The organism is Virgibacillus halodenitrificans JCM 12304 (genome assembly GCF_001310895.1).
In the GTDB taxonomy this organism is placed as follows: Bacteria; Bacillota; Bacilli; order Bacillales; family Amphibacillaceae; genus Virgibacillus_Q; species Virgibacillus_Q halodenitrificans.
The window spans coordinates 43,737-57,787 of sequence record NZ_BAZS01000002.1 but is presented as its reverse complement, the minus strand read 5'-3'; the positions used below and the strand labels follow the sequence as shown (position 1 = coordinate 57,787).

The window sequence follows — 14,051 nt, the reverse complement described above, 5'->3', positions numbered from 1 at the left end:
GAACAAATCCGGAAAAAGAAAAATTACCAGGCAAAACATCAATGCATTTTATGTATTTCTAAAGCTATTTTAGAATTTCTCCATCCAGTAATTTATCAAAATTAAAAAACAGGCAAATTTAGCCTGTTTTTATTTTGATTCTAATTCTTTTATCGTATTTTCATACGTAAGCCACATAGATAATAACATTTCTTGCGCCTGATCGTTATTGCCTTCACTCAACTTATTTAAATTTTCCTCCAGATGTGAATTCAATTGTGACAATTTTTTTGTATCTTTTGGAAAACCATCAACTATTTGTTTCCAAGCTTTTGATTCAAGCTCTTCACCTGCGGATAATAATTTTAAAGATTTATTCCATTCGTTCTGAAAATTTTCCAACCATTGATGTTCAACACTGGATAAATTAGCTTCAACCCCTTCTGTCTGCCATTCTTTCACATATACTTCTAATTCATTTTTTTGAAATTGCTGACTTAAATGGTTAGCTTGCGATTCTGTTTCAGCTATCCCCGCAAATAAGTGAAACCGCTTATCTTTCTCCCACACTACTGTAGGTATCTTTTTATTCTCATACTTTTCTTTCCATTCTAAAGCATTTGCTTCTTCACTAAATACACCTGCTTGAAGAACATATGCCTGTACACCTTCTACGTGGACTATTGATGACTCGTTTTGCAACTTTTGCTCCTCTTTGTCTTTTTCTATTGCAGAAATAGGAATGTCATCATTTCCTGAAGTTGCATCACTATCCAATGTTACAAACATTTTTAGCATAATTAGTCCTAAAACAGAGCCTATTAAGAGGGCTGAAAAAATTGGAATAATAACAGGTTTTATATATTTGCGCTTTAGTTTGTTCGCCATATTTTTATTTGTATTTGTTGTTAATCTAGCGAATGTTGGTACAGGTTCGTTTTCTTCTTGAACAGCAGCTTGTTCTTTTCTAAATAACTGGTTGGAGTGCTTACAGCTTGTCTCTTTCACCTTTATTTTTACTGGTTTACCGTTCTCCCATACAGTTATCACTCTTTGCTTATCTATTTCGCTCACCTCCGCTAGAATTAATTATACTTACTCTAGCATAGGAAAATTAAAAAGTAAGACGTAAATTGTCACATTACTAAAAAATAATTTCGCATAAAACGTCAACTTTCTTTATTTCTAAAAAATTCTCTAACTCTTGATATAAAATGCAATGAACCAGTAATAAAATAGATATGCTCACTATGTTGTATTTTTTTTATTGCTTCCTGCCAATCCTCAGTCATAAATTTATGCTTATGATTTGTCATTTCATAAAGTTTATCTGCTTTAGCTGCCCGTGGATGCTCAAAAGAGGTAAGGATTATAGAAGAAAAAGTAGTTTTTAATCTTTCTAGCATTGCAGAAAAATTTTTATCCTTAAATGCAGCAAAAATTAGATGCTTCGTATTATTTGGATAATATGCTTCTACCGTATCCAGAAAAGTCTCTATTCCTGCAACATTATGTGCGCCATCTACTATCACAAGTGGATGACTATTGACCACTTCAAACCTTCCTGGCAGCTTGGATATATTAAAAGCTTCCACTGTTTTGTCCATATCTATAGTAAAGTTCATTTGTTTAAGTAAATATAAACTCATAAAAGCAAGGGATGCGTTTTTTACTTGGTGTTTTCCTCTCATTTGAATGGTTAGGTTATACTGTTTCCCCAACCGAATCCAAGAGAAATGTTGATAATTGTCATCTATTACAATGTTACTGTAACTAAAATCTTTTCCTAATTTATATACTGCTGTTTGTACAGTCTTCGCCTCTTGATTAAACACTAATTCAGCATCAATTGTGACTTCACCTATAATTGTTGGAGCATTCGTTTTTATAATTCCAGCCTTATGGTAGGCTATTTCTTCTATTGTATTACCCAAAAACTGCGTATGATCCTTTGCTATGTTTGTTATAATGGATAAGATTGGGTGAAAGCAGTTTGTTGTATCTTCTCTTCCCCCCATCCCTGTTTCAATAATAGCAATTTCTTTATTTTCTTGAAAATACATAAAAGCAATTACCGTCAATATTTCAAATTCGGTGGGCATCTCTTCTTCACTATCTAAAACTTTAATGGCAGGATATAACCTATTAAATAGAGAAAGAAAAACTTGTTCCTTAATCGGGGCATCTCCATCCAGTATGTGACCTGGCAATCCATACATACTTGGAGAGGTAAATATCCCTACATTGTATCCGTTGGCCACCAACGCTCGCTGAATAAACTGAATGGTAGAACCCTTTCCATTCGTACCTGCAACATGAATTGCTTTAATTTTATCTTGGGGGTCCCCTACTTCTTTGAGAAGCTTTTTCATTCGGAATAAACCAGGTTTAATTCCTAAGCTTGCTCTCGAAGAAAAAAAGGCCTCTACTTGTTCGATTTGTTGAAACATATGTACACCACATTTCTTAATTATTATACTGTAGGTAAGTATAACAGAAAGGATAAGGACTATGAATTTACATGGATGGATAATATATAATGGAAGTTTAACAGGAAATAAGTTTCTTGATTATGCTGAGTGGATCCAACAAGCCGCTTATGCAAGAGGAAGTGAAACAACTATTTACAAAAATAATGAACTTAATCCCTACCTTGTCTCCGGGGAGTCAGGTCTAATTAAAAAGAAAGATGAAAAAATAGCAGATTACGTTGTTTTTGCTGATAAGGACATCTACTTGGCAAAACAGCTCGAATTAATGGGATTACATGTTTTTAATTCTTCTCAAGCAATTGAAATTAGTGATGACAAAATTGCCACGTACCAGCACTTAGCAAAAACAGGATTACCAATTCCACGAACAATCGTATATCCGAAAGTTTTTATTACAACTCAACCTGATGAGGATGTAATTAACAATGCTATAAAATCTCTTGGCTTTCCTATGGTAGTAAAAGAGTCTTTTGGCTCTTTTGGTGAACAAGTTTATTTAATTCATACTAGAGAGGAACTATGGAACAAAGTGAATGAATTACTGGGAAAAGCATTTGTCTTTCAAGAATTTATTTCATCAAGTTATGGAAGAGATATGCGGCTTCAAGTAGTTGGTAATGAAGTAGTTGCAGCAATGAAGCGAGCGTCCAAAAATGATTTTAGAGCAAATGTTTCTGCTGGCGGTACAATGGAAGCGTACACCCCAACCAAAATAGAAAGGGAGATGGCTGTACAAGCAACAAAGTCAATTGGCGCGGATTTTGCAGGAGTTGATTTGTTATATGGAACAGATGGAACTCCCTTAATTTGTGAAATTAACTCTAATGCTCATATAAGGAACATGTACGACTGTACCAATATTAATGTAGCAGATTTTATTATGGATTATATATTAAATACATTAATTCAAGAATGAGGTTAAAACATGGTAACAGGATGGCTAATATACAGTAGGATAGATGCTAACGAAAACAGCTCTTACATTAACTGGTTTTTGGAGGAAGCAGCTAAACAAAATATCTCCCTTACCCTCATTATAAGGGAAGAAATGACTTTTGGAATTATTAATAACCAACGAACAATTTTAGTTGGAGGAAAATCGTTACATCTCCCTGACTTTGCAGTTGTTCGAACAATAGATACAATGATTCAGCTACAACTGGAAGCTTGTGGCGTTCTTTGCTGCAATTCTTCTGCGATTTCTCATATTTGTAATGACAAAGCTTTAACCCATCATCACATTAAAGATCTAGGGATACCTATGGTGGACACTATTTTTCAACATAACAAAAGCTTACCAAAAAAGTCTCCCTTGCCTCTTCCTTGTGTAGTGAAGGAAGTTTCTGGCAGGGGAGGAAAGCAAGTATATCTTATCCGAAAAGAACAAGAATGGGACAAGATTTCCAAATTAGCCACTAATAATCTTATCGTACAATCCTGTAATGTCCAACTAGGAAAAGATTTGCGTGTATTTGTAGTAGGAAAGAATATTATCGGCGCAGTTCTAAGACAAAGCAACAACGATTTCCGTGCAAACTATAAGCTTGGTGGTACAGCAACCCTTTTCAAATTAAGCAACGAACAAGCTTCTATGATTCAAGATATTATTGATTATTTCGATTTTGATATGGTAGGAATTGATTTTTTATTTGATAAGACAGGTGACCTTCTCTTTAATGAGATTGAGGATGTGGCAGGATCAAGGATTTTAAGTGCTGTCACAGACTCTAACATAGTTAAGACGTATATTTCTCATATCATAGAGAAATTGAAAAAACGGAATCCCATTTGACAGGATTCCGTTTTTATAATTACCCTTTTAATTCATTCAATCTTGCAGTAACCTTTGCCTGCTTCTCAAGGTAATCCTTCTCTTTTTGTCTCTCTTCTTCTACTACAGCTTCCGGTGCCTTACTAACAAATCCCTTATTAGAAAGCTTTTTCTGAACACGCTCTACCTCTTTTGTCCACTTAGTTAATTCTTTTTCTAATCGCTCTATTTCTTTATTAAAGTCAATTAAATCCTCTAATGGTAAAAACAATTCTGCACCTGTTATCACTGCTGACATTGCCTTTTCAGGTGCTTCCACATTTGTGGCAATTACTAACTCACTTGGATTACAAAAACGTTGCAAGTATTCCCGATTGCTTTCCAAAGCGTCCATAATTGATTGACTTTCTGCTTGTATAATTAATTTAATTTGTTTAGACATCGGTGTGTCTACTTCTGCTCGTATATTTCTCACTGACTTAATAATTGATACGAGCAGTTTCATTACCTTCGATGCTTCTTCATCGTGAAATTCTTCTCTCACCTTAGGCCATTTTGCTACAGTAATAGATTCACCTTTATGTGGGAGCTTCTGCCAAATTTCCTCTGTGATAAACGGCATGTATGGATGAAGCATTCGCATTGTTTGATCTAGCACATAAGCGAGTACAGATCTCGTTGTAGTCTTCTTAGCTTCATCATCGCCATATAATGGTAATTTCGCCATTTCAATATACCAGTCACATAGGTCATCCCAAATGAAATTATATAAATATCGACCAGCTTCCCCAAATTCATATTTATTTGTGTTCTTTGTAACATGCTCAATTGTCTCATTTAAACGAGTTAATATCCATTTATCAGCAATAGTTTTTTCACCAGACAAATCAATATCTTCATAATTGAATCCTTCCATGTTCATGAGAGAAAAGCGAGAAGCGTTCCAGATTTTATTTACAAAGTTCCATGTTGACTCTACTTTTTCCCAATGAAAACGAAGATCCTGTCCTGGGGTAGATCCAGTCAATAAGAAATACCGAAGTGAGTCTGCTCCATATTTATCAATGACCTCCATAGGGTCGACTCCATTTCCAAGTGACTTACTCATTTTTCTTCCATCTGCATCTCGAATCAATCCGTGAATTAAAACATCTTTAAATGGCTTTTGATCAGTAAATTCTTTGGATTGAAAAATCATACGGGCTACCCAGAAAAATATAATATCATAGCCTGTCACTAATACATCTGTTGGGAAAAAGCGTTTAAAATCCTCTGCCTCTAAATCTGGCCATCCCATCGTTGAGAACGGCCAAAGTGCAGAGGAGAACCATGTATCCAAAACATCTTCATCCTGTTCCCATTTATCAATATCGTCGGGAGCTTCTTTACCTACATATATTTCTCCTGTTTCCTTATGGTACCAAGCAGGAATACGGTGGCCCCACCATAGTTGGCGCGAAATACACCAATCTCGTATATTGTCCATCCAGTTCAAATATGTTTTTTCAAACCGATCAGGCACGAAGTTCACTTTATCCTCAGTATTCTGCAGATCAATAGCCGAGTCAGCTAATGGTTGCATCTTTACAAACCATTGGGTGGATAAGTACGGTTCTACAACAGCGCCACTTCGTTCTGAATGACCAACTTGGTGAGTATGATCTTCTATATCAAATAGAACTCCTAGGGCTTGTAGATCTTGGACAATCTTTTTACGACAATCAAATCGATCAAGACCTTCATAACTTCCGGCATTTTCATTCATTGTGCCGTCCTCATTCATTACCAAGACACGTTCCAGATTATGTCTATTTCCGATTTCAAAATCATTTGGATCATGAGCAGGGGTTATCTTAACAGCTCCAGATCCGAAATCTCTATCTACATAATCATCAGCCACTATTTCAATTTCCCGACCGATTATCGGCAAAACAACCTTTTTGCCAATTAAATGCTGATATCGTTCATCTTTTGGATGTACAGCCACTGCTGTGTCTCCCAGCATTGTCTCTGGACGAGTAGTGGCTATCTCAATCGTTTCATCGCTATCTTTAATTGGGTATCTTAAATGATAAAACTTGCCTTGAACTTCCTCATAAATAACCTCAATATCAGATAAAGCGGTCTTTGTTTTGGGGTCCCAGTTAATTATATATTCCCCACGGTAGATTAAACCCTTTTCATACAACTTTACAAATACTTCTTTTACTGCTTCTGACAGTCCTTCATCCAAGGTAAATCGTTCTCTGGAATAGTCCAATCCCAGCCCCATTTTTTCCCACTGTGAACGAATAAAATCAGCATATTCTTCCTTCCATTCCCATGCGGTTTCAAGAAATTTCTCTCTCCCTAAATCATAGCGAGTTGTGCCTTGCTCTTTCAGCTTTGCTTCCACTTTTGCTTGCGTAGCAATACCTGCGTGGTCCATTCCTGGTAACCATAACACATCAAATCCTTGCATTCGTTTCATCCTTGAAATGGTATCCTGCATGGTTGTATCCCAAGCATGCCCTAAATGTAATCTTCCTGTTACATTCGGAGGGGGAATAACAATTGTAAATGGCTCTTTATCTTTATCGCCACTAGCCTCAAAAAACTTTCCTTTTAACCAAAATTTATAACGATCTTGTTCAACTTCCTGAGGATTATACTTTGTAGATAGTGAATTTTGTTGTTTATCATTCATTATGGAAAACCTCCTTATTCATTTAAAGACTTTGTCAAACAGGCTAAACACATGTATGAACAAAAGGGCCAGCATCTTGATCATCACCGCTATGCCTAAGCAAGAAATTGTAATGATGTTGTTTGCAATGTAGAGTTATTGCTTAAGTTTTCGGGAATGGGAAGCACTGAAGCTGGTCATGGTGTGATACTTGTATAAAACTTAATAAAAAACAAAAAAACCCTTTCATCCTAAGAAAGGACGAAAAGGTATATTTCCGTGGTACCACCTTTGTTTACAAGTAAAATACACTTGTACACTCATGTTCAGTAACGGTTTCTCACCGGCATTCTTCTACATGTATAATCAGTTAATTACACGTTCAAAGAAGCAGCTCAAGGGCGACCTTCCAATATAATTCATCCTAGGAAGTTTTCAGCTTAATACTTCCCTCTCTTATAGGTAATCATAATGTACTCTTCCCATTCATTGCATTTACATCCATTATTCAACTAGTTTCATCTTCTTATATTTTATAGATAACCAGTTCAATCGTCAACTATTAATATAGTTGCACAGAACAGCTATCTTTATACATATCATATTACATAATGAAAGAAAAGTGAATAAAGAGGTGATAAAATGGCTCGCTATTATCGTTATAAACTCCCGCCATGGTGTAGAAAATGTATAATTGTTATAGAAAGAGTAACTCTGCCAATATTACTTTTCCAATTGATCCGAACACTTTTACTGCCTACAACGTTTGATGTAATACTGCTTGGTCTGCTAGTGGGATTATTTGTTGCTTTTTATTTAGAGTGGTTTTAACTTTCAAGGTCATCTAAGGATATAGTTTCATATTCTCGCTCCACATATGCTGTCCACTTTAAAGCAAATATGATCCTTCGATATGTAAATTGCAAATTTCTTACTTGGTTGAACATCGTATCATTTAATGGATCCATCATGTATTTATCTATGAATTCCAAATAAGGAGATGGGTTTAGCAAGTATATAGACAGAATAAGTAGTTCTATTTTTGAAAGCTCGTTTTCTTGATAATAAGTGGAAAAAGACTCAATTAATTCATCAACAGGTGTATTAAATCTCCACGTTTCATTTTCAAAGAAAGATACCAAATCCATTATTGGATTATCCATTTGTGCTCTTTCCCAATTGAGCAGATAGGTTTGATCACTGCGTATACTATGTTCAAATGCCAAATTGCCATGACATAAACACCTATCCCATGATAGTTCTTTTTCTTCAATTTCATTCAGCGCCATAATCCGCTCATCAATTTTTTGAAATGCTTGGTCTATGTCTCGAAAGTGGGTACAGACCTGAAGCTCAAGTGGAGACATGAATTGAATTTGTTCATAAGCATCTACAGCTGAGTACAATTTTTTTCTCATCTGGGAGCAAAATGTTCTGTATTCTATAAAGGGATCTTTTACTTTATGCATAGGAATAGTCTTCAATACTTTAGTTTTTGCATGAATTCGGCCAATTGCCTGATATAATGGATTAATTTCTTCATTTCTTTCCGCACCATCTTTACGTTCCAACCATGGCTGCAAATAATAAGTTTGTCCATCAACCATTGAATATAAAGCCCCGGCGTCAGAAAGGTAAATAGGTAGGATTTCTGAGAGTTGTTTACTATACGCTTGCTGGTACACACTCTCCCACATCGAAAAAGTTGTCTTGGAGAAATTTGCTTGCTTAATTGCATAGTCCTTATTACCATCAGAAACCTTATATAAGCGATCAGTTATTTTAGTAATATGCATTGGATATATTTTATAGTTACGTAAGACATTATATATATGCTCCAATTTATTACCCCCTATGTAGCAGACCCCTTGATTTTTCAACCAAGGGGCCCATTTTTATTTCTTAGTATGAGGGATATAAAGTAATTGCCCTTCAGATACATCATATTCTTCATCTAATCTATTCTGCTTTATCAATTGTAAAGTTGTTATCTGATAACGTTCAGCTATGGTTTCAATCGTGTCATTTGGCTGCACAAAACAGAGTCTCATCTTAGAATATTGCTCCTCATCAGAATGACGGAACATGTCAGACAAATAACTCACATCCTCAACTTCACGACTATTACTACTTTCCATTATTTCATGTGAGATTGATGGTGAATCAGAGGATGGAGAAGAATAATCATCTGCAATACTAGAAGAGGAGATTTCTGGATCCTCGACACTTAGTTCTTCTTTAGATGATAAATCTTCAAAAAACTGCGTTAACGTTTTTGTTTCCTTATACTTCCATCGGTTTCCTTTTTCGTCTTCCTCTATGTTATTCTCTTCCTCCTTATCTTCCCCTTCTTCTTCAAGAGAATCATCCCTTAGAGAGCTTGGAAGAAAACGCGGAATTTCTTGTTCTTCCTGTGTAGAATCCAATTCATTTATTGACTCATTCTCTGGCTTAATCTCAAATTCAAATGTTTCTTGCTCTACTCCTTCAGATGACTCTTCTTCCTGTTCTACATCCACGCGGTTTTCAGCACTTTCTACCAGTTGATTTACCCCATGGATTTGTACGGTAGAATAGAGTTTCAAATGATCTTTTTCGGGTAACTCATAATCGAAAGACTCAATATATACGCTTACCTCTTCCAAGTTTTCTACACGGTATGTTGGTACCGAAATCTCTACTGGAAATCGATGTGTAAATTCCAAGGTGCCATCATCATTATCCATAACCCTTTCTACAAAACGTTTTGACTGAAAAGCATCATAGTCGAATCGATTTTCCTTATCTTCTATTTGGACTTCTTTTACATATTCTCCTTGCAATTCAATAACACCACGAATGGAAATGTATTCATTGAATGGTTGTATAGAGATTTCTGGATCAAGTGAAATGCCTCTCATTTCCAAAACTTCCTGTCCCTTTTCAAAATAAAGGGACTCGTTCAACTCAAAACTGAAAACTGAACTTTCGTTTTCCAACAGACTTCCTCCCTTCAACATATATTTCCTTAAACTCATATGTCTTAATTATCTATATGTTCTTTTCAAATAAGATATGCTTTAAAAACAATAGAAAAATAGAAAAAGCTATTCCTTAATTAAGGAATAGCTTTTAGTGTATTATTAAGATTAAAATTCATTTTATTTTTCAATTTTAGAAAAGGCATTTCTTATCGCTTTAACTGTTTTCTCAATATCCGCATCAGTATGAGCAGTAGAAAGAAATAATCCTTCAAACTGAGAAGGCGGAAGGAATACGCCTTCTTCAATCATATTTCTATAATATTGTGCAAAATAATCGAGATTGGAGGTCTGTGCTGTTTCATAATTAATTACTTCTTCATTAGTGAAGAACACCCCAACCATAGAACCAGCACGGTTAATTTGTAAAGGAATATGGAACTCTTCTGAAGCTTGTTTAAACCCATTAATTAACTTATCCACTTTTTTATTTATTTCTTTGTAAGATTCTTCATTTAGAGCTCGTAGCGTTTCATAACCAGCCGTCATGGCCAATGGATTTCCTGACAAGGTACCCGCCTGATAAATGGATCCTGTAGGCGCTACTTTTTCCATAATCTCGCGTTTTCCACCATATGCCCCTACAGGTAGACCTCCACCAATCACTTTACCAAGACAAGTCAGGTCAGGTGTTACACCGAAATGCCCTTGTGCGCAATTATATCCGACACGGAAACCAGTCATCACTTCATCAAAGATTAAAACTGTTCCGTTTGCTTCAGTAATTTCTCTTAACTCTTTTAAGAAATCATCTTTTTGTGGAACTACTCCCATATTACCAGACACAGGCTCTACAATTACAGCAGCTAAATCCTCACCATAGTTCTCAAATGCATAACGTACACTTTCCATATCATTGTAGGGTACAGTAATCGTATTTTTAGCAATTGACTCTGGAACACCTGGACTATCAGGTAATCCCAGTGTTGCAACACCAGAGCCTGCCTTAATTAATAAGGAATCGCCATGTCCATGATAATTTCCTTCGAACTTTAATATTTTATCTCTTCCTGTATAACCTCTGGCCAATCGTAATGCACTCATCGTTGCTTCTGTGCCTGAATTAACCATACGAACCATCTCAATAGATGGCACACGATCGATCACAAGCTTTGCCAATTCATTTTCCAACTTAGTTGGTGCACCGAAACTAGTGCCCTTCTCAGCTACACTTTTCAACTTCTCTACCACCCTATCATCGGCATGTCCAAGAATAAGTGGCCCCCAGCTTAATACATAATCTATATATTCATTTCCATCAATATCCACAATTTTAGAACCCTTTCCGGACTCCATAAAAATTGGCGACATGCCAACAGATTTAAATGCACGAACAGGTGAATTTACACCACCAGGCATTAAATCAACAGCCTCTTTGTATGCATCTACTGAATTTTCAAAGCTCTTCATAGTTTCTCACTCCAATTTAAGTTAATCTGAATCTTACTCACTTAACCACTTAGCAACATCTTTAGCAAAATAGGTAATGATTAAATCTGCTCCAGCTCTTTTCATGGAAGTAAGCTTTTCAAGTACTAATTCTTTTTCGTTTATCCATCCATTTAATGCTGCTGCTTTAACCATTGAATATTCACCACTGACATTGTAAGCTACTACAGGTGCATTAAATTTATTTTTCACATCACGAACGATATCCAGATAAGATAAAGCTGGTTTTACAATCAAGAAGTCAGCACCTTCTTGCATATCAGATTCTGCCTCACGCATGGCTTCTAGTCTATTTGCAGGATCCATTTGGTAACTTTTTCGGTCTCCAAATTGAGGAGTACTATCTGCAGCATCACGAAACGGTCCATAAAAAGAAGAGGCATATTTTACCGCGTAAGACATGATCGGAATATTTGTAAACCCTGCTTCATCCAAAGCTTTACGAATAACTGTTACAAACCCATCCATCATATTGGATGGAGCAATAATGTCCGCACCGGCTTCAGCCTGGGAGACAGCCGTTTTGGCCAATAGTGCAAGTGATTCATCATTATCTACATCTTGATTATGAATTACTCCACAATGGCCATGAGATGTATACTCGCAAAGGCAAGTATCTGCGATTACTAGCATATCAGGGACTTCCTTTTTAATCACACGTGTTGCTTCTTGGATAATCCCGTCTTTTATGTATGCACCTGTTCCATGTTCATCTTTTTCATTAGGTACTCCAAAAAGTATCATGGATTTTATTCCAAGGGAATGAATTTCTTTTACTTCTTCTTTTAAAATATCCATTGTAATTTGGTAAACACCTGGCATCGAAGGTACTTCATTTTTCGTGTTCTCACCTTCCAAAATGAATAAAGGATAAATTAAATCATCTGTGCTTATATGTGTTTCCCTCACCATGGAACGCATAGCTGCTGAAGATCTTAATCTGCGATGTCGCTTAAATTCCGGCATGTTCTTCATATCTATCTATCCTTTCATAGAAATATATTTACTTATACTTCTTACCATTTCTTCTATAGTAAATTCGCTTGGAGAGATAATAGGTGATAACCCTACTTCCCTCGCCTTATTCTCAGTGGTCGTTCCAATACATACATACACAAATCCTGTTTTTTTAGCAGCCATTGCGCAAAATGACTCTACCGTTGAAGGGCTTGTAAAGGTAATAAAATCAATTTGGCTTTTTTCCAGATGTTTGTTCAATTGCTCTTTGACTAGAAAATTATAAGATGTTTCATATACTTCTATAGAATCAAAGTTTAAACCATTATCAATAAAAGTAGTTGGAAGTACATCCCTGGAAAGGTTCCCTCTTACAAGTAGAATAGACCCAGGGTTGGGGAATTCTGTTAAAAATTCCATCCCCATTACTTCTGCGTTATAAACGGATGGTCTGAACTTTGCACTATAACCAAACCTTTTTAACGCGTTTTCTGTCTTATGACCAACTACGGCAATATTAGTTGGAAGTGCATTTTCAGGGGTGAGATACTTCTCTACCGTTTCAAAAAAGCACTTCACCCCGTTAGCACTTGTGAAGAAAATCCAATCATAATTTGAAATGGATTGCAAAACCTCTTGATTCTCTTTACGATCCTTGCATGAAACAGTTAATAGAGGAACTTCAATGGGTATTCCTTGATGCTCCAGAATTAAGTCAGCAAATTCTTTTGCTTGTTTTTTTTCTCTAGTTACAAGTATTTGTTTTCCTTGTAAGGATACATTCATTATTGATCCAATTCCTCTTTTACTTTTTCCACTATTTCTTTTGCACCCTGCTTAATTAATCGATTTGCTGCAATTTCTCCAACTGATTCCGGATCTTTTCCTCGCACTTCTTCCTTTAATATTGTTTTCCCATCCGGGGTACCAACCAATGCAGTAAGAATTATTTCATCACCTTCCAGGTAAGCATATCCTCCAATCGGAACCTGGCAACCACCTTCCAATAAGCGCAAGAAGGTTCTTTCCGCTTCCACAGTTCTTGTAGTATACGAATTATTGATCTTTTCTAACAAGTTGCGCATTTCCGTGTCATCTTCTCTACATTGAATAGCTAACGCACCCTGTCCTACAGCAGGGACACAAATTTCAGGTTCAAGATATTCGGTTATCAACTCTTCACTTAATCCAACGCGTTTAAGTCCCGAAACTGCCAGTATAATGGCATCATAGTCCTCTTCCTCTAGCTTACGTAATCTAGTTTCAATATTACCTCTTATCCATTTAATAGTTACATCTGGTCTCTCTGCGAGTATCTGAGCAGATCGTCTTAAGCTACTTGTACCTACAATCGCTCCAGCTGGAAGATCACGAAAAGGTGTGTTTCCCTTAGCAATATAAGCATCACGATGATCTTCCCGATCAGGAATTGATGCAATTACGAGCCCTTCTGGCATAACTGAAGGCATATCTTTCATACTATGAACAGCAAAGTCTATCTCCTCATCATACATAGCCTGTTCAATTTCTTTCACAAACAGACCTTTCCCACCTACTTTTGACAATGTTACATCAAGAATTTTATCCCCTTTTGTCACAATTTTTTTCACTTCAAAATCATTTGTAACTCCAGCTTTTTTCAACTGGTCAATCACCCAATTTGTTTGTGTTAATGCAAGGTTACTCTTTCTTGAACCAACAACTATTTTACGCAACTA

At 36.1% G+C, this 14,051-nt stretch carries 12 protein-coding genes and 1 other annotated feature; of the genes, 3 read left to right on the top strand and 9 right to left on the bottom strand.

The genetic code is table 11. The features are described 5' to 3' along the window. Positions 1-129 precede the first annotated feature (129 nt). Together JCM12304_RS01485 and JCM12304_RS01480 are read right to left on the bottom strand one after the other, a co-directional pair. Positions 130-1,053 (bottom strand): SPOR domain-containing protein, encoded by a 924-nt coding sequence (locus tag JCM12304_RS01485; RefSeq protein WP_157360417.1) that lies wholly within the window; start codon positions 1,051-1,053, stop codon positions 130-132. Positions 1,054-1,148: 95 nt separating this feature from the next. Then, entirely contained in the window at positions 1,149-2,429 is a 1,281-nt protein-coding gene (locus tag JCM12304_RS01480) for a bifunctional folylpolyglutamate synthase/dihydrofolate synthase (protein WP_060678352.1), read from the bottom strand. A gap of 61 nt (positions 2,430-2,490) precedes the next feature. Between JCM12304_RS01480 and JCM12304_RS01475 the strand changes: the two genes are divergently transcribed. Next, positions 2,491-3,387: an ATP-grasp domain-containing protein gene (locus tag JCM12304_RS01475; protein ID WP_019376800.1), complete on the top strand. Its 897-nt coding sequence runs from the start codon at positions 2,491-2,493 to the stop codon at positions 3,385-3,387. Positions 3,388-3,396: 9 nt separating this feature from the next. After that, positions 3,397-4,263, top strand: a complete 867-nt coding sequence (locus tag JCM12304_RS01470; RefSeq protein WP_060678351.1) for an ATP-grasp domain-containing protein — start codon at positions 3,397-3,399, stop codon at positions 4,261-4,263. 19 nt (positions 4,264-4,282) lie between these two features. On the opposite strand, the gene JCM12304_RS01465 is transcribed toward JCM12304_RS01470, so the two are convergent. After that, positions 4,283-6,928: a valine--tRNA ligase gene (locus JCM12304_RS01465; protein ID WP_060678350.1), complete on the bottom strand. Its 2,646-nt coding sequence runs from the start codon at positions 6,926-6,928 to the stop codon at positions 4,283-4,285. Between the two features lie 233 nt (positions 6,929-7,161). Next, positions 7,162-7,406 (bottom strand) — a binding site (T-box leader). Positions 7,407-7,549: 143 nt separating this feature from the next. Here JCM12304_RS01465 and JCM12304_RS19845 point away from each other — a divergent pair. Then, positions 7,550-7,738, top strand: a complete 189-nt coding sequence (locus JCM12304_RS19845; protein WP_019376797.1) for a YszA family small membrane protein — start codon at positions 7,550-7,552, stop codon at positions 7,736-7,738. Here the strand turns inward: JCM12304_RS19845 and JCM12304_RS01455 are convergent. From JCM12304_RS01455 to hemC, 6 genes are all read right to left on the bottom strand, one after another. Continuing rightward, positions 7,735-8,748 (bottom strand): phosphotransferase, encoded by a 1,014-nt coding sequence (locus JCM12304_RS01455; RefSeq protein WP_060678349.1) that lies wholly within the window; start codon positions 8,746-8,748, stop codon positions 7,735-7,737. The genes JCM12304_RS19845 and JCM12304_RS01455 overlap by 4 nt on opposite strands. Before the next feature lie 54 nt (positions 8,749-8,802). Beyond that, positions 8,803-9,885, bottom strand: coding sequence for a stage VI sporulation protein D (gene spoVID, locus JCM12304_RS01450; protein ID WP_060678348.1), 1,083 nt, complete (start codon positions 9,883-9,885; stop codon positions 8,803-8,805). 162 nt (positions 9,886-10,047) lie between these two features. Next, on the bottom strand, positions 10,048-11,337 hold the full coding sequence (hemL, locus tag JCM12304_RS01445) for a glutamate-1-semialdehyde 2,1-aminomutase (protein WP_060678347.1): 1,290 nt from the start codon (positions 11,335-11,337) through the stop codon (positions 10,048-10,050). Between the two features lie 33 nt (positions 11,338-11,370). Continuing rightward, the gene (hemB, locus tag JCM12304_RS01440; RefSeq protein ID WP_019376793.1) at positions 11,371-12,351 is read right to left on the bottom strand and encodes a porphobilinogen synthase; all 981 of its coding nucleotides are present in this window, start codon (positions 12,349-12,351) and stop codon (positions 11,371-11,373) included. A gap of 6 nt (positions 12,352-12,357) precedes the next feature. Further along, complete coding sequence (locus JCM12304_RS01435; RefSeq protein ID WP_060678346.1) at positions 12,358-13,119, bottom strand: uroporphyrinogen-III synthase; 762 nt, start codon at positions 13,117-13,119, stop codon at positions 12,358-12,360. Then, the gene (hemC, locus tag JCM12304_RS01430; RefSeq protein WP_019376791.1) at positions 13,119-14,048 is read right to left on the bottom strand and encodes a hydroxymethylbilane synthase; all 930 of its coding nucleotides are present in this window, start codon (positions 14,046-14,048) and stop codon (positions 13,119-13,121) included. The genes JCM12304_RS01435 and hemC overlap by 1 nt, the downstream gene beginning before the upstream one ends. Positions 14,049-14,051 lie beyond the last annotated feature (3 nt).

Bases quoted from the DNA above. Each gene is read 5' to 3' on its own strand.
- JCM12304_RS01480 (WP_060678352.1), bottom strand. From the start codon at position 2,429: ATGTTTCAACAAATCGAACAAGTAGAGGCCTTTTTTTCTTCGAGAGCA.
- JCM12304_RS01475 (WP_019376800.1), top strand. From the start codon at position 2,491: ATGAATTTACATGGATGGATAATATATAATGGAAGTTTAACAGGAAAT.
- JCM12304_RS01470 (WP_060678351.1), top strand. From the start codon at position 3,397: ATGGTAACAGGATGGCTAATATACAGTAGGATAGATGCTAACGAAAAC.
- JCM12304_RS01465 (WP_060678350.1), bottom strand. From the start codon at position 6,928: ATGAATGATAAACAACAAAATTCACTATCTACAAAGTATAATCCTCAG.
- JCM12304_RS19845 (WP_019376797.1), top strand. From the start codon at position 7,550: ATGGCTCGCTATTATCGTTATAAACTCCCGCCATGGTGTAGAAAATGT.
- hemL (WP_060678347.1), bottom strand. From the start codon at position 11,337: ATGAAGAGCTTTGAAAATTCAGTAGATGCATACAAAGAGGCTGTTGAT.
- hemB (WP_019376793.1), bottom strand. From the start codon at position 12,351: ATGAAGAACATGCCGGAATTTAAGCGACATCGCAGATTAAGATCTTCA.
- JCM12304_RS01435 (WP_060678346.1), bottom strand. From the start codon at position 13,119: ATGAATGTATCCTTACAAGGAAAACAAATACTTGTAACTAGAGAAAAA.